This is a genomic window from Streptomyces sp. NPDC045022, from assembly GCF_056432605.1.
The window spans coordinates 15754-40601 of record NZ_JBWKIR010000015.1 but is presented as its reverse complement, the minus strand read 5'-3'; the positions used below and the strand labels follow the sequence as shown (position 1 = coordinate 40601).

The window sequence follows — 24848 nt, the reverse complement described above, 5'->3', positions numbered from 1 at the left end:
CCCGTAATGTGCTGCCCTGACGCGGATTATTAAAGCGTCGATCGCAGACATGGGATCACCCCACGGATTCCGGAAAGCAACAACAGGGGCGGGCGATGGAGCAGACACACACCTCCCAGAGCGGCGCGGCGACGACCACCCCGGGCGCACAGCGCCGGGTGCTGGTCGTCGAGGACGATCCCACGATCGTCGACGCCATCGCGGCCCGGCTCCGCGCAGAGGGATTTCTCGTGCAAACGGCGGCCGACGGTCCGGCCGCCGTCGACACGGCCGAGGCCTGGCAGCCCGACCTGCTGATCCTCGACATCATGCTGCCCGGGTTCGACGGGCTCGAGGTCTGCCGGCGGGTGCAGGCGCAGCGGCCGGTGCCGGTGCTGATGCTCACCGCGCGGGACGACGAGACCGACATGCTGGTCGGGCTCGGGGTCGGCGCCGACGACTACATGACCAAGCCGTTCTCGATGCGGGAGCTGGCGGCACGCGTGCATGTGCTGCTGCGGCGCGTGGAGCGGGCGACCATCGCCGCCTCCACCCCCCGCTCCGGCATCCTGCGGCTCGGCGAGCTGGAGATCGACCACGCGCAGCGCCGGGTGCGGGTGAAGTCCGAGGACGTCCATCTGACACCCACCGAGTTCGACCTGCTGGTGTGCCTGGCGAACACCCCGCGCGCGGTGCTCTCGCGTGAACAGCTGCTGGCCGAGGTGTGGGACTGGGCGGACGCCTCCGGCACCCGCACCGTCGACAGCCACATCAAGGCGCTGCGGCGGAAGATCGGCGCCGAGCGGATCCGCACGGTGCACGGCGTGGGCTACGCGCTGGAGACGCCGACAGCATGAGCGGTGACGGGCGCCAGGCCGCACGGAGGAGCCCCGGGGCGGGACCCTGGGGCGGCGTACGCCCGTTCTCGATCAAGACCAAGCTGGGCGCGCTGGTCGTCATCTCGGTGCTGATCACCACCGGTCTGTCGATGATCGCGGTGCACACCAAGACGGAACTGCGCTTCATCACGGTCTTCTCGATGATCGCCACGCTGCTGATCACGCAGTTCGTGGCGCACTCGCTCACCATGCCGCTGGACGAGATGAACACGGTCGCCCGCTCGATCTCCCAGGGCGACTACACGCGCCGCGTGAAGGACAACCGCCGGGACGAACTCGGCGACCTCGCCGGGACGATCAACGTCATGGCCGACGAGCTGGAGGCCCAGGACCGGCAGCGCAAGGAGCTGGTGGCGAACGTCTCGCACGAGCTGCGCACCCCGATCGCGGGGCTGCGCGCGGTGCTGGAGAACATCGTCGACGGGGTCACCGAGGCCGACCCGGAGACCATGCGCACGGCTCTGAAGCAGACCGAGCGGCTCGGCCGGCTCGTGGAGACGCTGCTGGACCTCTCCCGCCTCGACAACGGCGTCGTACCGCTGAAGATGCGGCGGTTCGAGGTGTGGCCGTACCTGTCGGGCGTGCTGAAGGAGGCCAACATGGTCGCCTCGGTGCGCGCGGGCATGGCCTCCGGTTCCGGGAGCCACACGCGTACGGACGTCCATCTGCACCTCGACGTCTCACCGCCGGAGCTGACCGCGCACGCCGACCCCGAGCGCATCCACCAGGTCGTCGCCAACCTGATCGACAACGCGGTCAAGCACAGCCCGCCGCACGGCCGTGTGACGGTGAAGGCGCGGCGCGGGCCGCAGCCGGAGTCGCTGCAGCTGGAGATCCTGGACGAGGGCCCCGGGATCCCCAGGTCGGAGTGGCACCGGGTGTTCGAGCGGTTCAACCGCGGGGCGGTGACCCGGCCGCACGGGCCGGGCAGCGACGGCGGTACGGGACTCGGGCTCGCGATCGCCCGGTGGGCGGTGGATCTCCACGGCGGCCGGATCGGTGTGGCCGAATCCGAGCGGGGCTGCCGGATCATCGTCACCCTTCCGGGACTGTCTTCCGTCTCGGGTTGACGTAGGGTTCCCACCGGAAGCACAAGATCCACGAGGTCGCTGCCGTCTTTCGTGCAGCTGGACACGTGTGATCAGGGGCAGGCCCGCGCCACCCGTCGAACGAAGGCACGCCGGGCCCGGGCCGGTGCACACTCTCAGCTGCGGAACCACGCTTGTTTCCCGCCATATCAAGCCCTGAAACAAGATTTCTGATGTGACTTACACGACGATGAACGGGCCCGACCTGACCTTCGCGGTCTTGGAGGCGTAGCCTTTATTCCCGCTGTCCATCACCTTGTGAAGCGGAAGAGGGCGGTTGCCGCCGTGTCGCCACAGTCCCCCAGTAACTCGAGCATCTCAACCGACGACCAAGCCGGGAAGAACCCCGCTGCCGCGTTCGGTCCGAACGAGTGGCTCGTCGACGAGATCTATCAGCAGTACCTCCAGGACCCGAATTCGGTAGACCGCGCCTGGTGGGACTTCTTCGCCGATTACAAGCCGGGGGCTCCTGCCACCCCGGCTCCGGCGGGTACTGCGGCCGCGGGGGCCGCAGAGACCACCTCCCCCACGCTCGACGCCGCTCCCGCGGGGGGAACCCCGTCGGCCCCGCAGGCCCCGCCCGCGGCTCCGGCCCCCCAGGCCGCCGCCCCGGCCCCCGCGGCCCCGAAGCCCGCAGCGGCTCCGGCTCCCGCGGCGCAGGCCGCCCCCGCCCCGGCCAAGCCGGCGCAGCCCGCACAGGCGCCCGCTCAGCCGACGGCGAAGGCCGCTCCCGCCGCCGAGGCCCCCGGGGGCCCGGAGCTGATCACGCTGCGCGGCCCGGCCGCCGCCGTCGCGAAGAACATGAACGCCTCGCTGGAGCTGCCGACCGCCACCTCGGTCCGCGCGGTCCCGGTGAAGCTGCTCTTCGACAACCGCATCGTCATCAACAACCACCTCAAGCGCGCCCGCGGCGGGAAGATCTCCTTCACGCACGTCATCGGGTACGCGATGGTGCAGGCCATCAAGGCCATGCCGTCGATGAACTGGTCGTTCGGCGAGAAGGACGGCAAGCCGACCCTCGTCAAGCCGCCGCACGTCAACCTCGGCCTGGCCATCGACCTGGTGAAGCCGAACGGCGACCGCCAGCTCGTCGTGGCCGCCATCAAGAAGGCCGAGACGCTGAACTTCTTCGAGTTCTGGCAGGCCTACGAGGACATCGTCCGTCGCGCCCGCGACAACAAGCTGACGATGGACGACTTCACCGGCGTCACGGTCTCCCTGACCAACCCCGGCGGTCTCGGCACCGTCCACTCCGTGCCGCGCCTGATGCCCGGCCAGTCCGTGATCATGGGCGTCGGCTCCATGGACTACCCCGCGGAGTTCCAGGGCACCAGCCAGGACACCCTGAACAAGCTCGGCATCTCGAAGGTCATGACGCTGACGTCGACCTACGACCACCGGGTGATCCAGGGCGCCGCCTCCGGCGAGTTCCTCCGCCAGGTCGCCAACCTGCTGCTCGGCGAGAACGGCTTCTACGACGACATCTTCGAGGCGCTGCGCATCCCCTACGAGCCGGTCCGCTGGCTCAAGGACATCGACGCCAGCCACGACGACGACGTCACCAAGGCCGCCCGTGTCTTCGAGCTGATCCACTCCTACCGGGTCCGCGGCCACGTCATGGCCGACACCGACCCGCTGGAGTACCGCCAGCGCAAGCACCCCGACCTGGACATCGTCGAGCACGGCCTCACCCTGTGGGACCTGGAGCGCGAGTTCGCCGTCGGCGGCTTCGCCGGCAAGTCGATGATGAAGCTCCGCGACATCCTCGGCGTGCTGCGCGACTCGTACTGCCGCACCACCGGCATCGAGTTCATGCACATCCAGGACCCCAAGCAGCGCAAGTGGATCCAGGACCGCGTGGAGCGCGGCCACACCAAGCCGGAGCGCGAGGAGCAGCTGCGCATCCTGCGCCGCCTGAACGCGGCGGAGGCCTTCGAGACCTTCCTGCAGACCAAGTACGTCGGCCAGAAGCGCTTCTCGCTGGAGGGCGGCGAGTCCGTCATCCCGCTGCTGGACGCGGTGATCGACTCGGCGGCCGAGTCCCGGCTGGACGAGGTCGTCATCGGCATGGCCCACCGCGGCCGCCTGAACGTCCTGGCGAACATCGTCGGCAAGTCGTACGCGCAGATCTTCCGCGAGTTCGAGGGCAACCTCGACCCGAAGTCGATGCACGGCTCCGGCGACGTGAAGTACCACCTGGGCGCCGAGGGCACCTTCACCGGCCTGGACGGTGAGCAGATCAAGGTCAGCCTGGTCGCGAACCCGTCCCACCTGGAGGCGGTCGACCCGGTCCTCGAGGGTGTCGCCCGCGCCAAGCAGGACATCATCAACAAGGGCGGCACGGACTTCACGGTCCTGCCGGTGGCGATCCACGGCGACGCGGCCTTCGCGGGCCAGGGCGTGGTGGCCGAGACCCTGAACATGTCGCAGCTGCGCGGCTACCGCACCGGCGGCACGGTCCACATCGTCATCAACAACCAGGTCGGCTTCACCGCGGCCCCCGAGTCCTCGCGTTCCTCCATGTACGCGACGGACGTGGCCCGCATGATCGAGGCTCCGATCTTCCACGTGAACGGCGACGACCCCGAGGCCGTGGTGCGCGTCGCGCGGCTGGCCTTCGAGTTCCGCCAGGCGTTCAACAAGGACGTGGTGATCGACCTCATCTGCTACCGCCGCCGCGGTCACAACGAGTCGGACAACCCGGCCTTCACCCAGCCGCTGATGTACGACCTGATCGACAAGAAGCGCTCGGTGCGCAAGCTCTACACCGAGTCCCTGATCGGTCGCGGCGACATCACCCTGGAAGAGGCCGAGCAGGCCCTGCAGGACTACCAGGGCCAGCTGGAGAAGGTCTTCACGGAGGTCCGCGAGGCCACCTCGCAGCCGGTCCCCGGGGACACCCAGGCCCCGCAGGACGGCTTCCCGGTCGCGGTCCCGACCGCGGTCTCCGCGGAGGTCGTGAAGCGGATCGCCGAGTCCCAGGTCAACGTCCCCGACCACATCACCGTCCACCCGCGTCTGCAGCCGCAGCTGCAGCGCCGTGCGGCGATGGTCGAGGACGGCACGATCGACTGGGGCATGGGCGAGACCCTCGCCGTCGGCTCCCTGCTGCTGGAGGGCACCCCGGTCCGCCTGGCGGGCCAGGACTCCCAGCGGGGCACCTTCGGCCAGCGCCACGCGGTGCTGATCGACCGGTCGACCGGCGAGGAGTACACCCCGCTGCAGTACCTCTCCGAGGACCAGGCCCGCCTGAACGTCTACAACTCCCTGCTCTCCGAGTACGCGGCGATGGGCTTCGAGTACGGCTACTCGCTGGCCCGACCCGACGCGCTCGTGATGTGGGAGGCCCAGTTCGGCGACTTCGTCAACGGCGCCCAGACGGTCGTCGACGAGTTCATCTCCTCGGCCGAGCAGAAGTGGGGCCAGACCTCGGGCGTCACCCTGCTGCTGCCGCACGGCTACGAGGGCCAGGGCCCGGACCACTCGTCCGCGCGCCCCGAGCGGTTCCTCCAGCTCTGCGCCCAGAACAACATGACGGTCGCGATGCCCACGTCCCCGTCGAACTACTTCCACCTCCTGCGGTGGCAGGTGCACAACCCGCACCACAAGCCGCTGGTCGTCTTCACCCCGAAGTCGATGCTGCGCCTGAAGGCCGCGGCCTCGAAGGCGGAGGAGTTCACCACGGGCCAGTTCCGCCCGGTCATCGGCGACGACTCGGTCGACCCGGCCGCCGTCCGCAAGGTCGTCTTCTGCGCCGGCAAGGTCTACTACGACCTGGAGGCCGAGCGGGTCAAGCGCGGCGCCACGGACACGGCGATCATCCGCATCGAGCGCCTGTACCCGCTGCCGGGTGCCGAGCTCCAGGCGGAGGTCAACAAGTACCCGAACGCCGAGAAGTACCTGTGGGCGCAGGAGGAGCCGGCGAACCAGGGTGCCTGGCCGTTCATCGCGCTCAACCTGATCGACCACCTGGACCTGGCGGTCGGCGCGGACATCCCGGCGGGCGAGCGCCTGCGGCGCATCTCGCGCCCGCACGGCTCGTCGCCGGCGGTGGGCTCCGCCAAGCGCCACCAGGCCGAGCAGGAGCAGCTGGTGCGTGAGGTGTTCGAGGCGTAAGGCCTCCGGCACGCGCGTTGAAGGGCCCGGCCCCGAGTCCCCACGGACTCGGGGCCGGGCCCTTCCTCCGCATACCCTGGAGCCGTAGAACCCTTGGCCCATGGCCGACTCACAGGAGAGCATCCGTGTACTTCACCGACCGAGGCATTGAAGAACTGGAGAAGCGGCGCGGTGAGGAGGAGATCACCTTCGAGTGGCTCGCCGAGCAACTGCGGACGTTCGTCGACCTGAACCCGGACTTCGAGGTCCCGGTGGAACGTCTGGCGACCTGGCTTGCCCGGTTGGACGACGAGGACCACGAGTAGGACGAGGCAGGACGAGCGGGAGCGGGACGCGCCGAGCGCGGTCTGTCTGCGGGGCGCCTGTGGGGCGCCCCGCTTCGCATACCCCGAAAGAGTGTCTTGACTTCACTCGGCCACGATATATCGTGTTTCCAGGGACGCGATATGGCGTGTCGCGGCCCGATCCAGTCGAGGTCCCGCCGAGGAGGCCCCATGTCCGAGTGGTCCGTCGCCGAGCCCCAGAAGCTCGGTTTCGACACCGCCGTGAGCGAGCTGCAGGTCCGCATCGTCAACGGAACGGTGAACGTGGTGGCCACGGACGAAGGTTCCGCCCGCCTGGAGGTCTCGGACCTCGAGGGCCCACCCCTGGTGGTCACCCAGAAGCACGGCACCCTCACGGTGGCCTACGACGACCTGCCCTGGAAGGGCTTCCTGAAATGGCTCGACCGCAGGGGCTGGCGGCGCAGCGCCGTCGTCTCCCTGGCGGTCCCCGCCGACACGCGTGTGGAGGTGGGTGTGGTCGGTGCCGGCGCGGTCGTCTCCGGCATCCGCGGCCCGGTGCTGATCAAGGGAGTGACCGGCGACACCACTCTGGTCCGCGTCGCCGGCCCGGTCCGCGCGGACACCGTCTCGGGGAACCTGGAGGCCCAGGCGGTCACCGGTGACCTGCGGTTCAACTCGGTCTCGGGAGACCTGACCGTGGTCGAGGGCTCCGGCTCCTCCGTCCGCGCCGACTCCGTCAGCGGCTCCATGATCATCGACCTGGACCCGGACGGCCCCACGGAGGTCGGCCTCACCAGCGTCTCCGGCGAGATCGCCATCCGCCTGCCGCACCCGGCGGACGCCGAGGTGGAGGCGAACACGGCGAGCGGCACGATATCCAACGCCTTCGACGGTCTGCGGGTGCACGGCCAGTGGGGCGCGAAGAAGATCACCGGCCGGCTCGGCGCGGGCACCGGCAGGCTCCGGGCGACCACGGTCTCCGGTTCGATCGCGTTGCTGCGCCGCCCGTCCCGTGACGACGACGCGCCGGCCACCGCGGGGGACACTTCCGTCTCCGGCCAGGGCGTTGACGCCGCCGACGCCCCGGCCGACGGCACGACCGACAAGAAGGTGCTCTGACATGCCCCCCGTCTTCGCCCACGGCCGCCTCCGCCTGTACCTGCTGAAGCTTCTCGACGAGGCGCCGCGCCATGGCTACGAGGTGATCCGGCTCCTGGAGGAGCGCTTCCAGGGGCTGTACGCCCCCTCGGCGGGCACGGTCTACCCCCGCCTGGCCAAGCTGGAGGCCGAGGGTCTGGTCCGGCACACCACCGAGGGCGGCCGCAAGGTGTACTCCATAACGGACGCCGGCCGCGCCGAACTGGCCGACCGCGGCGGTGAGCTGGCCGACCTCGAACTGGAGATCCGCGAGTCGGTCGCGGAACTGGCCGCCGAGATGAAGGCCGATGTCCGCGGCGCGGCGGGCGACCTGCGCCGTGAGATGCGGGCGGCGGCCTCCGAGGCCCGCAGGGGCACCAGGACGGCCGGCGGCGCGGCGGACTCCTTCGGGGAGTACGGCGACCTCGGCGACAAGGAGGCCTGGCACGCCGCCAAGGAGGAGATGCGCCGGGTCAAGCAGGAGTGGAAGGAGCAGGCCCGCCGTGCCAAGGACGAGAGCCGCCGGGCCCGCGAGGAGGCTCAGCAGGCCCGCCGCCAGGCCCAGGAGGCCCAGGCGCGGGCGCGGGCGCAGGCGCAGGAGGAGATGCAGCGGATGGCCCGGCGGGTCCAGGACCGCTTCACCCGCGGCGACTGGCCGACCGGCGTCCGCGAGGGTCTGACCGAACTGGCGAGGGAGTTCGGCGAGTTCGGGAAGGGCTTCGGCAAGGAGTTCGGCAAGGACTGGTCGTTCGGCCGCACCTCCGAGGGCGGGGCCGGGTCCACGCCCGCCGCCGAACCGCACTACTCCTCCACCCCGGAGGACTTCCCGGCCGCGTACGAGCCCTCCTGGGCTCACGAGGACCTCACCGGCGAGCCGGCCCGCGACCTGGACCGCCTCCTGGACCGCTTCCGCGACGGCATCCGCGACACGGCCCGCGACCACGGCATCACCCCCGACCAACTCCGCGACACCCGCCACCACCTCGCGACGGCAGCAGCCCACATCACCTCCCTGCTCCGCCCCCCGACCCCCTGACCCCCACCCGTCCGACCGAGCCTGACCCCCACCCGTCCGACCGAGCCTGGTCCCCACCCGCCCCATCCGGGCAGACGGGGCGTCCCGGCGTCCGAACCGGCAAAAAGGCGGGCCCGGTGCCCCGGACCCGCCTGGCAGCCCTTCCAGCCTGAGTAATCCCAGGGGTTCAGGAGTTGGTGAGCACGATCTTTCCGAACTGCTCCCCGGAGGCGAGCCGTTCGAAGCCCTCACGGGCCCGGTCCAGCGGCAGCTCCTCGTCGATGACGGGTCGTACACCGGTCGCGGCACAGAAGGAGAGCAGGTCCTCCAGCTCCTCCTTGGTGCCCATGGTGGAACCGACCACCTTCAGCTCCAGGAAGAAGATCCGGGTCAGTTCGGCATGCGAGGGCCGGTCCCCGCTGGTGGCGCCGGAGATGACGATCGTGCCGCCGGGCCGCAGGGACTTCACCGAGTGGGACCAGGTGGCGGCGCCCACGGTCTCGATGACGGCGTCCATCCGCTGCGGCAGCCGCGCTCCCGGCTCCACCGCCTCCACCGCCCCGAGTTCCAGGGCCCGCTTCCGCTTCGCCTCGTCCCGGCTGGTGGCGAAGACCCGCAGTCCCGCCGCCTTGCCGAGCACGATCGCGGCCGTGGCGACACCGCCGCCCGCGCCCTGCACGAGGACCGAGTCGCCGGGTCGTACCCCGGCGTTGGTGAACAGCATCCGGTAGGCCGTCAGCCACGCGGTCGGCAGGCAGGCGGCCTCGGCGAAGGAGAGTTCCTTCGGCTTGGGCAGGACGTTCCAGGTCGGTACGGCGACCTGTTCGGCGAAGGTGCCCGGGTAGCGCTCGGTGAGGATGGAGCGCGGCTCGTTCGGGCCGACACCGTGCCCGGTCTGGCCGATGACGGAGTGCAGGACGACCTCGTTGCCGTCCTCGTCGACGCCGGCGGCGTCACAGCCGAGGATCATCGGGAGCCGGTCCTCCGGGAGACCGACGCCGCGCAGGGACCAGAGGTCGTGATGGTTGAGGGAAGCGGCCCGCACCGTGATGGTGCTCCAGCCGGGACGGGCCTCGGGAGCCGGACGCTCTCCCAACTCGAGGCCGGTGAGCGGCTGGTCGCGGTCGATTCGGGCGGCGTAGACAGCGAACATGGCTCGACGATAGGTGCGCCGTCCGGCCGACGGAACCGCGGGGTGCTGTGACACATGCCCTCTTGCGCGACAGCACCCGCTCGGCCCACCCCGGCCCGGCAAGCCGGGAAGGCACCCTCGAAGGCACCGGCCAAGGCGCCCTCGTCATCACCCGATCAGGCGGGCGGGTGGGTAAAAAAGCGGGTGGGTAGACAAAAATGGCCCCGCCCGGACGGGCGGGGCCATTCAGCGCAACGTCAGCGACGAGCGACGCCCTCGGCACGGGCCGCGGCCGCAACCGCCGCGGTGACGGCCGGAGCGACCCGCTCGTCGAACGGCGACGGGATGACGTAGTCGGCGGCGAGGTCGTCACCGACCACCGCGGCCAGCGCCTCCGCAGCGGCGATCTTCATGCCCTCCGTGATCCGCGTGGCCCGCACCTGCAGCGCGCCCGCGAAGATCCCGGGGAAGGCCAGCACGTTGTTGATCTGGTTCGGGAAGTCCGAGCGCCCGGTCGCGACGACCGCCGCGTACTTGTGCGCCACCTCCGGGTGGACCTCCGGGTTCGGGTTGGCCATCGCGAAGACGAAGGCACCCTCCGCCATGGAGGCGACGGCCGCCTCGGCGACCGTACCGCCGGAGACGCCGATGAAGACGTCCGCGCCCGCGAGGGCGTCCTCCAGCGAGCCGGCGAGGCCGGCCTTGTTGGTGAAGGAGGCCAGCTGCCGCTTGACCGGCGTGAGGTCCTCCCGGTCCGCCGACACGACGCCCTTGCGGTCCGCCACGGCCACGTCCCCGATGCCGGCCTCGACCAGCATCTTGGCGATGGCGACACCGGCCGCGCCGGCGCCCGAGATGACGGCCCGCAGCTGCCCGATCTCGCGTCCGCTCAGCCGCGCCGCGTTCCGCAGCGCCGCGAGGGTCACGACGGCCGTGCCGTGCTGGTCGTCGTGGAAGACCGGGATGTCCAGGCGCTCCTGCAGCCGGCGCTCGATCTCGAAGCACCGGGGCGCCGAGATGTCCTCCAGGTTCACTCCGCCGAAGGAGGGAGCGAGCCGGACCACGGTCTCGACGATGTCGTCGACGTCCGTGCAGTCGAGCGCGATCGGCACCGCGTCGACGCCGCCGAACTGCTTGAACAGGATCGCCTTGCCCTCCATCACGGGGAGGGAGGCCTCGGGACCGATGTCCCCGAGTCCGAGCACGGCGGTGCCGTCGGTCACGACGGCGACCACCGAGGACTTCCATGTGTAGTCGTTGACCAGCTCCGGCTGCTCCGCGATCGCGGTGCACACGCGCGCGACGCCGGGCGTGTACGCGAGGGAAAGGTCGTCCTTGTCACGGACCGGCACGGTGGCCTGCACGGCCATCTTGCCGCCGCGGTGCAGCGCGAACACCGGATCGAAGGAATCGAGGGGCTCTGCCCCTTCCTGATCCGTACTGTTGTCGCTGCGAGGATTGACGATCTCCGCTGCCACTTTGTCTTACCCCTTAGGTATGCATGGTTTGAGGGTCGACCACTCCTGGTGAGGGGTGGGCGGGCACCGCGTACGGCTCGATTGCGGATACGTACGAGCACATACGCGACGGGCGCGCCGCACACGCGCCCTGAGCCCCGGATGAGGGGTGTAAAGAACCTTCTTACCGGACCGACGGTACTCACGACGAGTCCATTAGGTGCAAGGTCACATCGCGGAACCGGAAAGCCACGCCGAGGTGACGCGCGGCCGACAGCTCGGCGGGGCCTGCGGCCCCGGGCCCGCGGGAGGCCGCGTGGAACGGCGACGAGGGGGCCCGAAGACTGCGAAAGGGGCACAAGCCGACTGACCACATCCTGAGATGCGCCGAAGATTTTCCGGCCGGAGGGCCGGATTCCCGCAGATGGTTCGGTACTGATAGACCAGGGTTGTACCGACCTGATGCGGTTCGGGCGGCACCCGTTATCCGATTTTGACATAGTGACGCGTCTGATTGGCGTAGTCCGAATGGCAAGATGCCGTAAACCCACGAGGTCGCGACACCCGAAGGTGTGTGTTTCCGTCGACCCATCGGCAACTCTTCCCATCCGCCGGAGGAACCACGATGACCGCAAGCTCCACCCGTCGTACCACCGCCGCGCACTCCCGTCTGGCCGCGGTCGGTGCGATCGCGGTCGCAGGCGCCCTGCTGCTCACCGGCTGCGGTGACCAGACCAAGGACAAGAACAACGACTCCGGCAGCGCGTCCGCCGGCAGCGCCCCGCTGGCCGACAAGCTCCCTCAGGACCTCCGGAACAAGGGCAAGATCAAGGTCGGTTCGGACATCGCCTACGCTCCGGTGGAGTTCAAGGACTCCTCCGGCAAGGCGGTGGGCCTGGACCCGGACCTCGCGGCAGCCATGGGCAAGCAGCTCGGTGTGACGTTCGAGTTCGACAACGGCACGTTCGACGGCCTGCTCACCGGCCTGCGCTCGGGCCGGTACGACATCGCGATGTCGGCGATGACGGACAACAAGAACCGTCAGGAGGGCGTCGACCCCGACACGGGCAAGAAGGTCGGCGAGGGTGTCGACTTCGTCGACTACCTGACCGCCGGTGTCTCCATCTACACCCGCAAGGGCGACACCCAGGGCATCACGAACTGGTCGGACCTGTGCGGCAAGAAGATCGCCGTCGAGCGCGGCACCGTCTCGGAGGACCTGGCCAAGCAGGAGGCCAAGAAGTGTCCGAGCGGCAAGAAGCTCACCATCGAGCCGTTCGACGACGACCAGCAGTCCCAGACCCGTCTGCGCTCGGGCGGTGTGGACGCGGCCTCCTCCGACTTCCCGGTCGCCGCGTACGCGGTGAAGACCTCCGGCGGCGGCAAGGACTTCCAGCTCGTCGGCGACCAGGTCGAGGCGGCGCCGTACGGCATCGCCGTGGCCAAGAACGACACCCAGCTGCGCGACGCCCTCAAGGCCGCGATGGACGCGATCATCAAGAGCGGCGAGTACGAAAAGATCCTCACGAAGTGGGGCGCCCAGGACGGCGCCGTCAAGCAGTCCGTGATCAACGGCGGCAAGTGACCCGCGGAACCGTAGCGGCCGCTGAGAGGCAACACCCGTGACTGACATCAAGAAGACGGACGGGGAGCAGGGCACCCCCCCGGCCGGCCCGGAGGCCATCAAGGCCATCCCGGTCCGGCACTACGGACGATACGTTTCCGCCGTCGTCGCCATCGCGATCCTCGTCGCGATCATCTACGCGTTCGGCCAGGGCAAGATCAACTGGCACGCGGTACCGGACTACTTCTTCGACGACCGGATCATGACCGGTGTCGGCAAGACCCTCCTGCTGACGGTCCTGTCGATGGTGATCGGCATCGTCGGCGGCATCATCCTCTCGGTGATGCGGCTGTCGAAGAACCCGGTGACCTCGTCGATCGCCTGGTTCTACATCTGGTTCTTCCGCGGCACCCCGGTCCTGGTCCAGCTGTTCCTCTGGTTCAACCTGGGCCTGGTCTTCGAGTACATCAACCTGATGCCGCTCTACAAGGACGAGTGGTCGAACTTCATGACGCCGTTGCTGACGGCGCTGCTCGGCCTGGGCCTGAACGAAGCGGCCTACATGGCCGAGATCTGCCGGGCCGGTCTGCTCGCGGTGGACGAGGGCCAGACCGAGGCGGCCCACGCCCTCGGCATGAGCCACAGCAAGACCCTGCGCCGGGTGATCATCCCGCAGGCGATGCGCGTGATCGTGCCGCCGACGGGCAACGAAGTGATCAACATGCTGAAGACGACCTCGCTCGTGGCGGCCGTCCAGTACCCCGAGCTGTTCCGCTACGCCCAGGACATCGGCCAGAACTCCGGTGCCCCGGTGGAGATGTACTTCCTCGCGGCGGCCTGGTACCTGATCATGACCTCGGTGCTGAGCGTGGGCCAGTACTACATCGAGCGCTACTACGCCCGCGGCTCCAGCCGCCAGCTGCCGCCCACCCCCTGGCAGAAGGTGAAGGCCAACATGCTGTCGCTGGGTCGCCCGAAGGGAGCGGTGGGCGCATGACCGACAAGCTGAGCAAGACACAGGACACCCCGCCCCAGGACACCGTCCCGATGGTCAGGGCGCAGGGCGTCCACAAGTCCTTCGGCCACGTCGAGGTGCTCAAGGGCATCGACCTGGAGGTGAAGCCGGGCGAGGTCTTCTGCCTCATCGGCCCCTCCGGCTCCGGCAAGTCGACCTTCCTGCGGTGCATCAACCACCTGGAGAAGATCAACGCCGGGCGGCTGTACGTCGACGGCGAGCTGGTCGGCTACCGCCAGCAGGGCGACAAGCTGTACGAGCTGCGTGACCGCGAGGTCGCGATGAAGCGCCGGGACATCGGCATGGTCTTCCAGCGCTTCAACCTGTTCCCGCACCTGACGGCGGTGGAGAACGTCATGGAGGCGCCGGTACAGGTGAAGGGCGCGAGCCGGACGCAGGCCCGGGAGCGGGCCATGCAGCTGCTGGAGCGCGTGGGCCTGGCCGACCGGGCCGGGCACTATCCCTCGCAGCTCTCCGGCGGCCAGCAGCAGCGGGTGGCGATCGCCCGGGCCCTCGCGATGGAACCGAAGCTGATGCTGTTCGACGAGCCGACCTCGGCCCTGGACCCGGAGCTGGTCGGTGACGTCCTGGACGTCATGCGCGACCTCGCCGAGTCGGGTATGACCATGGTCGTGGTCACCCACGAGATGGGCTTCGCCCGTGAGGTGGGCGACAGCCTGGTGTTCATGGACGACGGTGTGGTGGTGGAGACCGGCCATCCCCGGGACGTCCTGACCAACCCGCAGCACGAGCGGACGCAGTCGTTCCTGTCCAAGGTTCTGTGACCCGGTGAGGAGGGGCGGTACGGGGAGCCCGTACCGCCCCTCTCCCATGCCTACGGCAACAGCCGCGGCCCCCGCGCGAGTTCTCCGGCGATTTCCCGTACCGCCTCCCCAGCGCGTGACTCGGGCCTACTTCAGCGCCAGCAGCAGGGTGTCCGACGGTGAGCACCACACCGGACGGGCCTCGCCGAAGCCCTTCTCGCGCAGCACGCGCGCGTGCCAGGCCGCCGAGGGCATGTCCCCGTCGGCGTGCTCGCCGTAGATCTCGAAGCGGCGGGCGGTCGGCTCGGCGAGGACGGGGTCCTTGGCCGCGACCTGCCACCACTCGGTCCAGTCCAGGGCACCGTCCCGCCTGGCCCGATCCATGTGTGCGTGGCGCTGGGCGCGCTCTGCCGCGTTGATCCGGGGCGTCGTCTCGTCGATCATGTGGTCCGCGTTCATGAAGACACCACCGTCGCGGACGAGTTCCGCGACCTGGCCGTAGAGGGTCGCGAGGGGTTCGCTGTGCAGCCAGTGCAGGGCCGTGGCGGTCAGGACGGCGTCGTAGGAGTCGTACGGCAGTCGCGCCGGCCAGTCGGGGTCCTTGAGGTCGGCGGTGACGAAGGAGACCCGCTCGTCGCCGTCGAACGTGCCGCGCGCGATGGCGAGCAGGGCAGGGTCGAGGTCGACACCGGTGCTGGTGGCCCCGGGGAAGCGGGCGAGCAGCCGGGCGGTGATGCTGCCGGTGCCGCACGCCAGATCGAGCACGCGCGGGGTGCTGCCGACGAGCGCCTCGACCATGTCGAGCATGATCCGGAAGCGTTCCTCGCGATCCGGCATGTACCACTCCTGCTGCCGGTCCCAGCTCTCCTGCCAGGCCGCCCAGTCGGTTCCGGTGCTCGTCGTCATGGAAACCCATCTCCCCTCGTCCCGCGTAATACCCTGGATACGCGACCAGCTGTTACCCGACCGCAGCCACGACGATAGAGCGCCACCGTAAGGACTACAAGTGGAACTGGCCTATTACTCGGATTACGCCGTACGTCTCGTCAACAGTGAGGAACCGGTCCGGGGCAAGGACAGCCTGACCTCGGTCGAGGCCGTCCGCGACCTCTTCGGCGCCAACTCGTCGGCGGCCCGCCGCGCCGCCGACGCCGACGTCACGCGCTTCCGCTCGGTCCGGGCCCGGCTGCGCGCGGTCTTCGAAGCGGCCGACAAGGGCGACGAGACCCTCGCCGTGGACCTGCTGAACTCGCTGCTGCTGGAGTTCCCGGTGAGCCCCCAGATCTCCGGGCACGACCACCGCGACGAGGACGACCGCCCGCTGTGGCACATGCACCTGGCCGACCACCCGTCCAACGCCACCGCCGGCTACGCGGCGATCGCGGCGATGGGCCTGGCCTTCCACCTGACCGAGTACGGCGTGGACCGCCTCGGCCTGTGCGAGGCGGCCCCGTGCCGCAACGTCTACCTCGACACCTCCACCAACCGCTCCCGGCGCTACTGCTCCGACCGCTGCGCGACCCGCGCCAACGTGGCCGCCTACCGGGCCCGCAAGCGCCTGGAGGCCGACCGGTCGGAGAAGAGCGGCCTCGCGGCCGAGAGCACCCAGCGCACCAGCGTCAGCGGCGAACGCTGACCGGTCGGCCGCGGCCGGTACCTGAACCACGCCTTGCCCAGCACCAGCTCGTCCGGCACGACCCCGTAGTCGGTACTGTCCCCACCCGCGTACGGATTGTCCCCGAGCACCCACCAGCCGCCCTCGCGCCGCTCCACGGCACGCTTGACGACCAGCAGGTCCTGCTGGAACGGATGACGCAGGACCACGATGTCCCCCGGCCGGATCACGGCCCCGTACTGCAGCAGCAGCCGGTCACCGTGCCGGAGCGTGGGCACCATGGACGGGCCCGTCACCTCGGCCAGCCCGAAGGGCGCCACGGCCCTGCCCCGCTCGGTCTCCTGCGACAGCTCCGGCATCCCGGCACCTCCCCGGTCCGTTCCTCCACCAGTCTCAGTCTCACCCTGGACTTTTGTCCTAAGCCCTAGGGGGCACCCGAGAAATCGCCTTCCCCAGGGAGTAATGTCGCACCTGAGAAGACGATCACGAGGAAGGAATGCTCCATGCTTTCCCGCCTGTTTGCCCCCAAGGTCAAGGTCAGCGCCCACTGCGACCTGCCCTGCGGCGTGTACGACCCGGCCCAGGCCCGCATCGAGGCGGAGTCGGTGAAGGCCGTCCAGGAAAAGATGGCCGGCAATGACGACCCCCACTTCCAGGCGCGTGCCACCGTCATCAAGGAGCAGCGCGCGGAGCTCGCGAAGCACCACGTCTCCGTGCTGTGGAGCGACTACTTCAAGCCCCCGCACTTCGAGAAGTACCCGGAGCTGCACCAGCTGGTCAACGACACCCTGAAGGCCCTGTCGGCCGCCAAGGCGTCGACCGACCCTGCGACGGGCCAGAAGGCGCTGGACTACATCGCCCAGATCGACAAGATCTTCTGGGAGACCAAGAAGGCCTGATCTCCCCTTATGCCTTCTGACCTGCGGTTTCCTTGATTGCAGTGTCGCCCTGCCCGCACCCGGCCCGCAGGCTGCCGACAACGGCGCCCACGGCGGTCCGGGTGCGGTCATTTTCCCCCGGCCACGGCGGATGCGTGTGTTCCCTGTCGAACGGGCGTCAGGTCGCAGCACTGGCCTCATACCGCGTCGTACCGGGTGGCGATGCGGGTCACGGTGACCTGGACGGTGACCGGCTCCACGGCGCCGAGGGCTGTGAGGTGGGCGATGACGGTGGCCCCCACCCGGTCGTGGACGTTCCGGGCGGTGTCCAGGACCCGCCGCCCCTCGGTCAGGACACAGCGCACCTCGATGTGCCATCCCGAACCGTCCGGTGCCCGGTCGGCGCGGATGCCTGCCTCGGGTGATGTGCGGTACGGCGTGGCTTCCGTCCGGCTCGGCGCGGCGGCTGCCGCGAAGCGGTGGGAGAGGCGGGGTTGCAGGCCCGCCACTCCGGGTACCGCGAGGGCTGCCTCGGCCGCGATGCCGAGGAGCGTGGTGGTGCGACCGGCGGTCATCACACACCGCCGCCGGCCGGGAGGCCGGGTCGGAGGGGCGGTTCCGGCTCCAGGACGTCGACCACGGTGATGTCGACGGCCGTCAGGGCGAGACCCAGGTCCTGTCCGGCCGAGAGAAGGACCGACCGGCGCACCTGCTGGACCCGGTCGGGCAGCGGGCGGTCCAGAGCCGCGGCGAGGGTCATGGTCACCCGCACGTCGGTGCCTTCGCCCTCGGGTGCGAGCCGGCAGGTCGCCGCCCTCGCACCGGGGACCGCGTCCGCCGCCTGCCGCAGGACCTTCGCCGCGGCGTTCTCGGCGATCCGCAGGTCCCGGTCCGGGTCGGCCAGAGGCAGCAGCCGCCCGAGCCGTACCTCTGCCCTGACGATGTCCATGACGCGGTCGGCGAGCGCGTGGAGACCGGGAGTGTCCTCGGCGCGCAGCGCCCGGGTGGCCGCGTTCACCGTGGCCAGTCCCTCGACGGCCTCGCGGCAGTGCGGACAGGTGGCGGTGTGCGGGTCGGCGGTCGGCGCCGCGTCCCGCGCCTGCTCCCAGACCCGGCTGAGCAGGCGGCCGCAGGGCAGTACCTCATCACCTGCGAACGGTGGCGCGTCGGTGGCCGGGCCGGTCGGGGGCCCGTTGGCTTCGGGGGGTTCGGAAGGTCGCGGGTGCGGGTCGTCTAGCGCCATGGGCCCATCGCCTCCTGCAGGGATCGGCGTGCCCTGAACAGTCTGCCGCGTACTGTCTGTTCGCTGGTCCGCGTCACGTGGGCGATCTCCTTGTAGGACAGGCCCTGCACCTCCCGCAGGATCCAGCAGAGCCGCTGCCCGGCATTCAGATCGCCGAGGGCGCGGGACAGGGCGGCGGTGGCCGCGGCCTGCTCGGCGGACCGGGCGGGCTGGCTCCAGGCGTCCGGCGCCGCGGGCTCGGCGACGGTGTCGAGCACGAGGGGCGGCGGCCGGCGCAGGCGCATGGTCAGGCAGCGGTTGACGGTGATCCGGTACATCCAGGTGCGGAACTCCGCGCTGTGGCGGTATTCCGGCAGTCGCCGCCAGGCGCTGACGAAGGCGTCCTGAACGGCCTCCTCGGCGTCCTGGAGGTTGCCGAGCATGCCGCGGGCCAGGGCAAGAAGGGGCCGGCCGTGCCGCTGGACGAGAACGGCGAAGGAGTCCTCGTCCCCCTCGGCCGCGCGTACGGCCAGGAGTCCGTCCGGCACATCCGACAGGTCGCGTCCCAACGGTGGGGAAGCAGTGCGTTCGATCATGGCGCTCCCGCGCGAGGCTCGGACCGCCCGGGTACCCGAGAGCACCACCTGTGATGCACGTCACATCAGATGAGGTGTGAGGAATGCGCCGCCCCATATGTCCAACCTTGCGAAGGGCACCACACCGGTGTCCGACCGACCGATCGAGGCGACCGCCATGACGGACAACATCACCAGCGTCGGCGGGGGCAACCGGCCCGAGGCGGGCGTGAGCGCGCTGAAGGGCCGTACCGGGGCCGGGACTCCGGCCGAGACACGGGGGCGGACCACCATCGCGGACGGCGTGGTGGCCAAGATCGCGGGCATGGCCGCCCGCGAGGTACCGGGCATCCACAACCTCGGGGCGGGCATGGCCCGCGCCTTCGGCGCCGTGCGGGAACGCGTCCCCGGCGGAGGCGGCGGAGCCGTAACGCGGGGAGTGAAGGTCGAGGTCGGCGAGCGGCAGGCCGCCGTGGACCTGGACGTCGTCGTCGAGTACGGCGTCTCCATCGTCGACGTCGCCGGCGACGTACGCACCAACGTCATCAGCGCCGTGGAGCGGATGACGGGCCTGGAGGTCGTCGAGGTGAACATCGCCGTCGACGACGTCCACCTGCCCGACGAGGAGGAAGAAGCCGCACCGGACGAGGGCCGCGTGAGGTGATCCGCCGCCGCACCCTGGGCGGGCGCGGGTGATCGCGCGAACGGTGACGTACGTTCGCGAGACGGGTGAGTGCAAGATGAACGCAGCAACGACAGGTCTCGCGGCCGGCATGGCCCTGGGCTTCGCCGGTTACTTCGGCGGCTTCTGGGCATTCCTGCTGGTGCTGGTCCTGGGTACGGCGGGGCTGATCGTCGGCCTCGCCGTGCAGGGCGACCTCGACCTCCGGACACGGAGGCAGCGGTGAAGACCCGGTCCGGCTCCCCCGGCCAGGGGTCGGGCCCACCGGCGCCGGCCGCCGGCCTGCCGCCCCCGGCCGAGCGGGGCGCCACCGTCATCCCGGACAGGGTGGTCGCCCGTATCGCCGCCCGGGCCGCACGCACGGCGCAGTCGCGGTGCGCCGCCGTACCGCCCGACCGGAGCGCGCCGGTGGCGCCGAGCGCCTCCGCCTCGGTCCGTACCGGATCGGTACGCCTGCATCTGGCCATGGACCTGCCGTACCCCACCGACATCCCCCATGTCTGCGAGCGGATCCAGCAGGACGTCGCCCAACGGGTGGCTCAGCTGACCGGCTTGCGGGTGGGAGAGGTCGTCCTCACCGTCCGCCGGCTGGTGACCGCCGCCGACGCGAGCCGGGGGCGGGTCCGGTGAGCGGCCACGCGGTCCGGGACGCCCGGCACGCCGTGCGGGAAGGGGGCCCGCGATGACACCCGATCCCGGTCCTCCCGGCCGCGGCTCCACGCCGTCCGCGCACCGTGCCACAGTGCCGCTGACGAAGGAGCCCGCGCCACCCGAACGCGAGGTGGCCACCCCGGACCTCACGGACGGGGAGCGGGGCAGAGGGCACAGGGCCCACCGCCCGTGGTCCACGCGCCGCATCCCGGCGGCGGTGGTCGCCTCGGTGATCCTCGTGGCGGCGGCCGCGGCGCTGGTCGACGTCATCGCCGTACGGGCGGGACGCCCGGCGGCAGCCTGGCGACGGCACCTGGCCGACGCACTGGCCACCCGCTCCGTGGACGACGTGTGGATGATCACGGGAGCCGCCGTGGCCGCCGCCGTCGGCGTCTGGCTGATCGTCCTGGCCCTCACCCCGGGTCTGCGCCACTGGCTGCCCATGCGCTCCCCCGCCGACTGCCCGCGGCTGCGGGCCTCCCTGGAGCGCGACGGCGCCGCCGGCCTGCTGCGCGACGCCGCGATGCGGGTCCCGGGAGTCGGCGCGGCGCGCGTCCGGGTGCGCCGCCGCCGTATCAGAGCCCGCGCGGACGTCCGCTTCCGCGACCCCCGGCAGGTGAAGGACGACCTCACCGCCGTCCTCGACGAGGAACGCGACCGGCTGGCCCTCGCTCGTCCTCCCCGCATCGTCGTACGGGTGCGGCGGCGCACCGACTGACCGAAACCCAGCACCGAAACCCCGCAGCACCGGAGCCCGCACCATGACACCGCGAACCGTGCTCAACCGCAGTCTGCTGGCCCTCGCCGGACTGGTCCTGCTCGGCGGCGGACTGCTGATCCTCTTCGCCGGGCTCGACCTCTACCGGCGACCCCGTCTGGTCCCGCCCGCCGGCTGGCCCCTGACCACCCCGGACGACGTCCTGCTCGGCTCCGCCGACCGGGCCCGCTGGAGCAGCCAGGGCTGGTGGTGGTGGCCTGCCGTCATCGCCGCCCTCGCCCTCGCCGCCCTGCTCGCCCTGTGGTGGCTGCTCGCCCAGCTGAGCCGGCGCCGCCCCGGAGCGCTGGCCGTCGGCGGCACACCCCCGCAGGAGGGGGTCGAACTGCGCGACCGCGCGCTCAGCGACGCGATCGCGGCCGAAACCGGTGCCCTGCCGGAGGTCGAGCACGCGGCCGTACGCATCACCGGCCGGCCCGCCCACCCCCGCACCCGCGTCGGGCTCACCCTCACCCCGCACGGCGCCCCCGGCGCCGCCCTCGGCGCCCTGTGCCAAGGCCCGCTGCGAACCGCTCGTCGGTCCACCGGCCGCCCTGACATGCCCACCGAGGTCCGCCTGGAGGTCGCCCACCACAAACCACACCGCGCGGAATGAGGAGCAGACCGTCCGCTCCCGGGTCCACGCCCTCGTACGGCGGCTGCCCGGCCCGGCGACGCTCCCCGTCGGCTCCGGCACCGGGGAGGGAGGGGCTGCGGCTCCCGGCCCGCACCCCCTCTCCCCCGGCGAACAAACCCCATCCCCTCCTCGGCACGGGAGTCCGGTCCGACGGCCGGGACGCTGTCGTGTGGTCCTGTGCGAAGCTGAGGAAATGACCGCCCTGGAGGACCTCCGGCGGCTGCGCCGGGTGCGCGACCGCATGGACCGCGAGTACGCCGAGCCGCTCGACATGACCGAGCTGGCCCGCGATGCCCTGATGTCCGCCGGTCACTTCCAGCGCAGCTTCCGCAAGGCCTTCGGGGAGACGCCGTACAGCTATCTGATGACCCGCCGGATCGAGCGGGCCAAGGCGCTGCTGCGCGGGGGCGATCTCACCGTGACCGAGGTGTGCCTCGCCGTCGGCTGTACCTCGCTCGGTTCCTTCAGCTCCCGCTTCACCGAGCTGGTCGGCGAGACGCCGAGCGCCTACCGGGCCCGCGACCACGAGGCGAGCGCGGTGATCCCGTCCTGCGTGGCCCGTACGTTCACCCGCCCGCGCCGCCGGCCCTGGTGAGGTCCCGCGCGCCGCGGCCCGAGGAGGCCTAGCGTGACCTCATGGACGTGAAACTCAAGCAGTGTTTCATCGCGGTGGACGACCACGACAAGGCCCTGGCCTTCTACCGTGACGTGCTCGGCCTGGAGGTCCGCAACGACGTGGGCTTCGAGAACATGCGCTGGGTGACCCTGGGCTCGCCGCTCCAGCCGGACGTGGAGATCGTTCTGGAGCCGCCCGGCGCGAACCCGGACGCCTCCCCCGCCGACCGCCAGGCGATGGCCGAGCTGCTCGCCAAGGGCATGCTGCGCGGCGTCATCTTCACCACCGAGGACTGCGACGCGCTGTTCGAGCGGGTCCGCGAGTCCGGAGCGGATGTGCTGCAGGAGCCGACGGACCAGCCGTACGGGGTGCGCGACTGCGCCTTCCGGGACCCGGCCGGCAACCAGCTGCGCTTCCTCCAGCGGCCCCCGCGGTGAATTCCCGCGTGGCGCGGGGCACTTCACACGTACACTCCCGGCCATGATCATCCGCTGGACGTACGCCTTCGTGGACCGGCCCGCCGCCCGCCTGGACCTGGCCCGCGCCTTCTGGACAGCCGTCACCGGCACCCGGCTGTCCGAATCCCGCGGCGAGCGGGGCGAGTTCGTGACGCTGCTGCCCGGCGGGGCCGGCGGGGCGGACGCTTGTGTGAAGCTCCAGGGCGTCGCCGAGGGAGACGGCGGCGCCCATATCGACCTCTGCACCGAGGACGTCCGGAAGTTCACCAAGGCCGCTCGCGAACTCGGCGCCGCCCTCGTGGCGGACCACGGCGACCGGGCCGTACTGCGATCGCCCGCGGGCCAGTTGTTCTGTGCCGTGCCCTGGCACGGGGAGACGGTACGCCCGCCGGTGGTGGCGGGCAGCCGCCTGGACCAGGTGTGCCTCGACATCCCGCCGTCCGCGTACGACACCGAGACAGCCTTCTGGGACCGGCTCACCGGCTGGGAGCGGCAGGCGGGATCCCGGCCGGAGTTCACGGTGCTGAAACCGCCGGCGGGCCTGCCCGTGCGGCTGCTGCTGCAGCGGCTCGACGACGAGCGCCCGGCCTCCGCCCACCTGGACCTGGCCTGCGCCGACATCGCCGCGGTCCGCTCGCGGCACGAAGAGCTGGGGGCCGTCCTCGTGCGCCGGGGCGCCCACTGGACGGTGCTGCGCGATCCGGCCGGCGGCACGTACTGCCTGACCGGCCGCGATCCGGGGACGGGCGGCCTGCCGGACGGCGGTCAGCGAACCGTCGACACATAGACGCACTGCACCGGGGCGCCGGCGGGATCCTCCCGGGGGCCGGCCGGGGGGCTCGGCGGGCAGCCACCGTCGTACGGCCGCAGCCGCCCGCCGAGCCCGTCCGGCGGGGGCGACGAGCCGTCCCCGCTCTCCCAGCCGTACGGGCCCTTGGGCCGGGCCTCCTCCTGGAGCGTGAGCGTGAGTACTCCCCCGACGGCCACGGCCACCGCCCACGCCGTCACCGCCCACCGCCACCACCTGCGGCGCGCATCCCCCCGCCGGGTCACCCCCAGGGCTCCACATCCACCACGGCGTCGGCCGGCACCGGCCCGTACACGTGCGGGAACTCCTCCCCACCCGGCTGCACGGCCTCGTACCTCACCGGGACTCCCACCCGGGCCGGGTCGACGACCAGGACGACCAGCTCGTCGGGGCCGTCGTAGTCGCCGTAGAGGAATGCGGCGATGCGCGGGAGCTGCTCACGGGTGGAGAAGTGGATGAAGCCCTCCTGCTGAAGGGTGCGGCCACGCGTCGACACCTCGTAGGCGCCGCGCTCGCGCGCCGCCTCCCACACGGCACGCTCGGTGACATGGAAGATGCGGGGCAGTTTCGGCATGCGCCCACGCTACGGCGTCGGCCGGACCAGGTCCCGCCTTGCCCGGAGCGGACGGCGCTTTCCCGACATGGGCCCGGTGTCACTTCCCGGCGGGTTCCTCGGGCTGTGGCCGCGCGGTCGGCGCGACGGGTGGGGCGGCGGGCTCGGCATGGGCCGGGCAGTCGGGATTGCGGCACGGGCCGGGGCCCCAGACCGGCACCCACGCGCCGAGCGTCTTGTGCCGCTTGACCACGGTTTCGACGGGCTGTCCGCAGACCGGACAGACGGATTCCTCCCTGTCCATGCCCTCAGGGTAGAGCGGCCGGGGACTCAGCGCTCCCCGGCGTACGGCGGCATGCTCAGCGCTTCCTCGCGTACGTCCGCACGACGACGCCGTTCGCGAAGGTGCGCACCCCGTCGAGGGTGAACTCCTTGATGTCGAGTCCGGTGCCGAACATCGGCATGCCCGTGCCGTAGACGATCGGGTAGGACTTGATGACGAGTTCGTCGATCTCGTCGAGCAGTTCTCCGGCGACGCGCGAGCCGCCGCACAGGTAGATGCCCAGCCCGCCTTCCTCGGCCTTGAGCGCCCTGACCCGGCCGGACAGGTCGTCGGCGATGATCTCGACGTTCGGGTCGGGCGACGCGCCGAGGCCGCGGGAGGCGACGTATTCGCGCAGGTGGCCGTAGGGGCTGGTGATGCCCTCCTTGAGGGCTGTCTCATAGCTGGCCCGGCCCTGGACGATCGTGTCGAACCGCTTGTTCTCCAGGCCGTCGACGCCGAACTGTGCGCGGCCGTGGGTGGGGAGGGTCTCGGGGAACTCCGCCTTGAGGAAGTCGAGGTACTCCTCGTCCAGGAAGCGGAGCATCGCCGAGGCGTCGCCGTTCTCGTCGCCGATGAAACCGTCGAGCGAGCAGGCGATGAAGTACGTGAGCTTTCGCAAGCTGA

At 70.9% G+C, this 24848-nt stretch carries 30 protein-coding genes; 19 read left to right on the top strand and 11 right to left on the bottom strand.

The features are described 5' to 3' along the window. Window positions 1-95 precede the first annotated feature (95 nt). The 6 genes from AC07C1_RS25305 to AC07C1_RS25280 all read left to right on the top strand — a co-directional run bounded on the left by AC07C1_RS25305 (window position 96) and on the right by AC07C1_RS25280 (window position 8539). Window positions 96-836: a response regulator transcription factor gene (locus AC07C1_RS25305; RefSeq protein ID WP_478942478.1), complete on the top strand. Its 741-nt coding sequence runs from the start codon at window positions 96-98 to the stop codon at window positions 834-836. Beyond that, window positions 833-1948, top strand: coding sequence for a HAMP domain-containing sensor histidine kinase (locus tag AC07C1_RS25300; RefSeq protein WP_478942476.1), 1116 nt, complete (start codon window positions 833-835; stop codon window positions 1946-1948). The genes AC07C1_RS25305 and AC07C1_RS25300 overlap by 4 nt, the downstream gene beginning before the upstream one ends. A 303-nt stretch (window positions 1949-2251) precedes the next feature. After that, window positions 2252-6082, top strand: coding sequence for a multifunctional oxoglutarate decarboxylase/oxoglutarate dehydrogenase thiamine pyrophosphate-binding subunit/dihydrolipoyllysine-residue succinyltransferase subunit (locus tag AC07C1_RS25295; RefSeq protein ID WP_478942474.1), 3831 nt, complete (start codon window positions 2252-2254; stop codon window positions 6080-6082). A gap of 125 nt (window positions 6083-6207) precedes the next feature. Beyond that, window positions 6208-6387: a DUF6104 family protein gene (locus tag AC07C1_RS25290; RefSeq protein ID WP_478942472.1), complete on the top strand. Its 180-nt coding sequence runs from the start codon at window positions 6208-6210 to the stop codon at window positions 6385-6387. Between the two features lie 189 nt (window positions 6388-6576). Further along, the gene (locus tag AC07C1_RS25285) at window positions 6577-7485 is read left to right on the top strand and encodes a DUF4097 family beta strand repeat-containing protein (protein WP_478942470.1); all 909 of its coding nucleotides are present in this window, start codon (window positions 6577-6579) and stop codon (window positions 7483-7485) included. A gap of 1 nt (window position 7486) precedes the next feature. Beyond that, on the top strand, window positions 7487-8539 hold the full coding sequence (locus AC07C1_RS25280; RefSeq protein ID WP_478942469.1) for a PadR family transcriptional regulator: 1053 nt from the start codon (window positions 7487-7489) through the stop codon (window positions 8537-8539). A gap of 166 nt (window positions 8540-8705) precedes the next feature. Here the strand turns inward: AC07C1_RS25280 and AC07C1_RS25275 are convergent, their stop codons facing one another. Both AC07C1_RS25275 and AC07C1_RS25270 read right to left on the bottom strand, forming a co-directional pair. Beyond that, window positions 8706-9671 (bottom strand): zinc-binding dehydrogenase, encoded by a 966-nt coding sequence (locus AC07C1_RS25275; RefSeq protein ID WP_478942467.1) that lies wholly within the window; start codon window positions 9669-9671, stop codon window positions 8706-8708. 236 nt (window positions 9672-9907) lie between these two features. After that, window positions 9908-11128: an NAD(P)-dependent malic enzyme gene (locus AC07C1_RS25270; protein WP_478942465.1), complete on the bottom strand. Its 1221-nt coding sequence runs from the start codon at window positions 11126-11128 to the stop codon at window positions 9908-9910. Window positions 11129-11732: 604 nt separating this feature from the next. Here AC07C1_RS25270 and AC07C1_RS25265 point away from each other — a divergent pair. Genes AC07C1_RS25265 through AC07C1_RS25255 form a run of 3 tightly spaced genes read left to right on the top strand, consistent with a single transcriptional unit; the run spans window position 11733 to window position 14471 of the window. After that, complete coding sequence (locus tag AC07C1_RS25265; RefSeq protein WP_478942464.1) at window positions 11733-12692, top strand: ABC transporter substrate-binding protein; 960 nt, start codon at window positions 11733-11735, stop codon at window positions 12690-12692. Between the two features lie 37 nt (window positions 12693-12729). After that, on the top strand, window positions 12730-13668 hold the full coding sequence (locus AC07C1_RS25260) for an amino acid ABC transporter permease (protein WP_478942462.1): 939 nt from the start codon (window positions 12730-12732) through the stop codon (window positions 13666-13668). Then, a complete protein-coding gene (locus tag AC07C1_RS25255; protein ID WP_478942460.1) occupies window positions 13665-14471 on the top strand; it encodes an amino acid ABC transporter ATP-binding protein in 807 nt (268 codons plus the stop codon). Before AC07C1_RS25260 ends, AC07C1_RS25255 begins: the two co-directional genes overlap by 4 nt. 126 nt (window positions 14472-14597) lie before the next feature. Here the strand turns inward: AC07C1_RS25255 and AC07C1_RS25250 are convergent, their stop codons facing one another. Further along, complete coding sequence (locus tag AC07C1_RS25250) at window positions 14598-15356, bottom strand: class I SAM-dependent methyltransferase (RefSeq protein WP_478942458.1); 759 nt, start codon at window positions 15354-15356, stop codon at window positions 14598-14600. A 100-nt stretch (window positions 15357-15456) separates the two neighbouring features. On the opposite strand from AC07C1_RS25250, the gene AC07C1_RS25245 reads away from it, so the two are divergent. After that, window positions 15457-16086, top strand: coding sequence for a CGNR zinc finger domain-containing protein (locus AC07C1_RS25245; RefSeq protein WP_478942456.1), 630 nt, complete (start codon window positions 15457-15459; stop codon window positions 16084-16086). Here AC07C1_RS25245 and sodX read toward each other — a convergent pair. After that, entirely contained in the window at window positions 15990-16424 is a 435-nt protein-coding gene (sodX, locus tag AC07C1_RS25240; protein ID WP_478942454.1) for a nickel-type superoxide dismutase maturation protease, read from the bottom strand. The two genes, AC07C1_RS25245 and sodX, sit on opposite strands and share 97 nt — an antisense overlap. A gap of 144 nt (window positions 16425-16568) precedes the next feature. Here sodX and sodN point away from each other — a divergent pair, with 144 nt between their 5' ends. Then, window positions 16569-16964: a superoxide dismutase, Ni gene (gene sodN, locus AC07C1_RS25235; protein WP_004983535.1), complete on the top strand. Its 396-nt coding sequence runs from the start codon at window positions 16569-16571 to the stop codon at window positions 16962-16964. A 176-nt stretch (window positions 16965-17140) separates the two neighbouring features. Here the strand turns inward: sodN and AC07C1_RS25230 are convergent, their stop codons facing one another. Genes AC07C1_RS25230 through AC07C1_RS25220 form a run of 3 tightly spaced genes read right to left on the bottom strand, consistent with a single transcriptional unit; the run spans window position 17141 to window position 18761 of the window. After that, complete coding sequence (locus AC07C1_RS25230) at window positions 17141-17518, bottom strand: Asp23/Gls24 family envelope stress response protein (protein ID WP_478942452.1); 378 nt, start codon at window positions 17516-17518, stop codon at window positions 17141-17143. Further along, window positions 17518-18186, bottom strand: coding sequence for a hypothetical protein (locus AC07C1_RS25225; protein ID WP_478942450.1), 669 nt, complete (start codon window positions 18184-18186; stop codon window positions 17518-17520). Before AC07C1_RS25225 ends, AC07C1_RS25230 begins: the two co-directional genes overlap by 1 nt. Then, window positions 18177-18761 (bottom strand): RNA polymerase sigma factor, encoded by a 585-nt coding sequence (locus tag AC07C1_RS25220; RefSeq protein WP_478942448.1) that lies wholly within the window; start codon window positions 18759-18761, stop codon window positions 18177-18179. The genes AC07C1_RS25225 and AC07C1_RS25220 overlap by 10 nt, the downstream gene beginning before the upstream one ends. A gap of 157 nt (window positions 18762-18918) precedes the next feature. On the opposite strand from AC07C1_RS25220, the gene AC07C1_RS25215 reads away from it, so the two are divergent. From AC07C1_RS25215 to AC07C1_RS25180, 8 genes are all read left to right on the top strand, one after another. Then, the gene (locus tag AC07C1_RS25215; protein WP_478942702.1) at window positions 18919-19404 is read left to right on the top strand and encodes an Asp23/Gls24 family envelope stress response protein; all 486 of its coding nucleotides are present in this window, start codon (window positions 18919-18921) and stop codon (window positions 19402-19404) included. Window positions 19405-19480: 76 nt separating this feature from the next. Beyond that, window positions 19481-19648, top strand: a complete 168-nt coding sequence (locus AC07C1_RS25210) for a hypothetical protein (RefSeq protein WP_478942446.1) — start codon at window positions 19481-19483, stop codon at window positions 19646-19648. After that, window positions 19645-20052 carry an Asp23/Gls24 family envelope stress response protein gene (locus AC07C1_RS25205; protein WP_478942444.1) on the top strand — a complete coding sequence of 136 codons (408 nt, stop codon included), beginning with the start codon at window positions 19645-19647 and terminating at the stop codon, window positions 20050-20052. The genes AC07C1_RS25210 and AC07C1_RS25205 overlap by 4 nt, the downstream gene beginning before the upstream one ends. A 52-nt stretch (window positions 20053-20104) precedes the next feature. Then, on the top strand, window positions 20105-20791 hold the full coding sequence (locus AC07C1_RS25200) for a DUF6286 domain-containing protein (RefSeq protein WP_478942442.1): 687 nt from the start codon (window positions 20105-20107) through the stop codon (window positions 20789-20791). A 43-nt stretch (window positions 20792-20834) separates the two neighbouring features. Next, a complete protein-coding gene (locus tag AC07C1_RS25195) occupies window positions 20835-21443 on the top strand; it encodes an alkaline shock response membrane anchor protein AmaP (RefSeq protein ID WP_478942441.1) in 609 nt (202 codons plus the stop codon). Window positions 21444-21657: 214 nt separating this feature from the next. Continuing rightward, window positions 21658-22059: a helix-turn-helix transcriptional regulator gene (locus tag AC07C1_RS25190; protein WP_478942439.1), complete on the top strand. Its 402-nt coding sequence runs from the start codon at window positions 21658-21660 to the stop codon at window positions 22057-22059. A gap of 41 nt (window positions 22060-22100) precedes the next feature. After that, on the top strand, window positions 22101-22517 hold the full coding sequence (locus AC07C1_RS25185) for a VOC family protein (RefSeq protein WP_478942437.1): 417 nt from the start codon (window positions 22101-22103) through the stop codon (window positions 22515-22517). 43 nt (window positions 22518-22560) lie between these two features. Continuing rightward, window positions 22561-23325, top strand: coding sequence for a VOC family protein (locus AC07C1_RS25180; RefSeq protein ID WP_478942436.1), 765 nt, complete (start codon window positions 22561-22563; stop codon window positions 23323-23325). On the opposite strand, the gene AC07C1_RS25175 is transcribed toward AC07C1_RS25180, so the two are convergent. From AC07C1_RS25175 to AC07C1_RS25160, 4 genes are all read right to left on the bottom strand, one after another. Beyond that, complete coding sequence (locus tag AC07C1_RS25175; protein WP_478942434.1) at window positions 23304-23546, bottom strand: hypothetical protein; 243 nt, start codon at window positions 23544-23546, stop codon at window positions 23304-23306. The genes AC07C1_RS25180 and AC07C1_RS25175 overlap by 22 nt on opposite strands. 41 nt (window positions 23547-23587) lie before the next feature. Beyond that, on the bottom strand, window positions 23588-23920 hold the full coding sequence (locus AC07C1_RS25170) for a DUF952 domain-containing protein (RefSeq protein ID WP_478942432.1): 333 nt from the start codon (window positions 23918-23920) through the stop codon (window positions 23588-23590). A gap of 79 nt (window positions 23921-23999) precedes the next feature. After that, window positions 24000-24203, bottom strand: coding sequence for a hypothetical protein (locus AC07C1_RS25165; RefSeq protein WP_478942431.1), 204 nt, complete (start codon window positions 24201-24203; stop codon window positions 24000-24002). A gap of 55 nt (window positions 24204-24258) precedes the next feature. Next, window positions 24259-24843 carry a dihydrofolate reductase family protein gene (locus tag AC07C1_RS25160; protein ID WP_478942429.1) on the bottom strand — a complete coding sequence of 195 codons (585 nt, stop codon included), beginning with the start codon at window positions 24841-24843 and terminating at the stop codon, window positions 24259-24261. Window positions 24844-24848 lie beyond the last annotated feature (5 nt).

Coding starts and splice junctions, on each gene's coding strand:
- AC07C1_RS25305 (WP_478942478.1), top strand. CDS start 96: ATGGAGCAGACACACACCTCCCAGAGCGGCGCGGCGACGACCACCCCG.
- AC07C1_RS25300 (WP_478942476.1), top strand. CDS start 833: ATGAGCGGTGACGGGCGCCAGGCCGCACGGAGGAGCCCCGGGGCGGGA.
- AC07C1_RS25285 (WP_478942470.1), top strand. CDS start 6,577: ATGTCCGAGTGGTCCGTCGCCGAGCCCCAGAAGCTCGGTTTCGACACC.
- AC07C1_RS25280 (WP_478942469.1), top strand. CDS start 7,487: ATGCCCCCCGTCTTCGCCCACGGCCGCCTCCGCCTGTACCTGCTGAAG.
- AC07C1_RS25275 (WP_478942467.1), bottom strand. CDS start 9,671: ATGTTCGCTGTCTACGCCGCCCGAATCGACCGCGACCAGCCGCTCACC.
- AC07C1_RS25265 (WP_478942464.1), top strand. CDS start 11,733: ATGACCGCAAGCTCCACCCGTCGTACCACCGCCGCGCACTCCCGTCTG.
- AC07C1_RS25255 (WP_478942460.1), top strand. CDS start 13,665: ATGACCGACAAGCTGAGCAAGACACAGGACACCCCGCCCCAGGACACC.
- AC07C1_RS25250 (WP_478942458.1), bottom strand. CDS start 15,356: ATGACGACGAGCACCGGAACCGACTGGGCGGCCTGGCAGGAGAGCTGG.
- sodX (WP_478942454.1), bottom strand. CDS start 16,424: ATGCCGGAGCTGTCGCAGGAGACCGAGCGGGGCAGGGCCGTGGCGCCC.
- sodN (WP_004983535.1), top strand. CDS start 16,569: ATGCTTTCCCGCCTGTTTGCCCCCAAGGTCAAGGTCAGCGCCCACTGC.
- AC07C1_RS25230 (WP_478942452.1), bottom strand. CDS start 17,518: ATGACCGCCGGTCGCACCACCACGCTCCTCGGCATCGCGGCCGAGGCA.
- AC07C1_RS25225 (WP_478942450.1), bottom strand. CDS start 18,186: ATGGCGCTAGACGACCCGCACCCGCGACCTTCCGAACCCCCCGAAGCC.
- AC07C1_RS25220 (WP_478942448.1), bottom strand. CDS start 18,761: ATGATCGAACGCACTGCTTCCCCACCGTTGGGACGCGACCTGTCGGAT.
- AC07C1_RS25215 (WP_478942702.1), top strand. CDS start 18,919: ATGACGGACAACATCACCAGCGTCGGCGGGGGCAACCGGCCCGAGGCG.
- AC07C1_RS25210 (WP_478942446.1), top strand. CDS start 19,481: ATGAACGCAGCAACGACAGGTCTCGCGGCCGGCATGGCCCTGGGCTTC.
- AC07C1_RS25200 (WP_478942442.1), top strand. CDS start 20,105: ATGACACCCGATCCCGGTCCTCCCGGCCGCGGCTCCACGCCGTCCGCG.
- AC07C1_RS25195 (WP_478942441.1), top strand. CDS start 20,835: ATGACACCGCGAACCGTGCTCAACCGCAGTCTGCTGGCCCTCGCCGGA.
- AC07C1_RS25190 (WP_478942439.1), top strand. CDS start 21,658: ATGACCGCCCTGGAGGACCTCCGGCGGCTGCGCCGGGTGCGCGACCGC.
- AC07C1_RS25185 (WP_478942437.1), top strand. CDS start 22,101: ATGGACGTGAAACTCAAGCAGTGTTTCATCGCGGTGGACGACCACGAC.
- AC07C1_RS25180 (WP_478942436.1), top strand. CDS start 22,561: ATGATCATCCGCTGGACGTACGCCTTCGTGGACCGGCCCGCCGCCCGC.
- AC07C1_RS25170 (WP_478942432.1), bottom strand. CDS start 23,920: ATGCCGAAACTGCCCCGCATCTTCCATGTCACCGAGCGTGCCGTGTGG.
- AC07C1_RS25165 (WP_478942431.1), bottom strand. CDS start 24,203: ATGGACAGGGAGGAATCCGTCTGTCCGGTCTGCGGACAGCCCGTCGAA.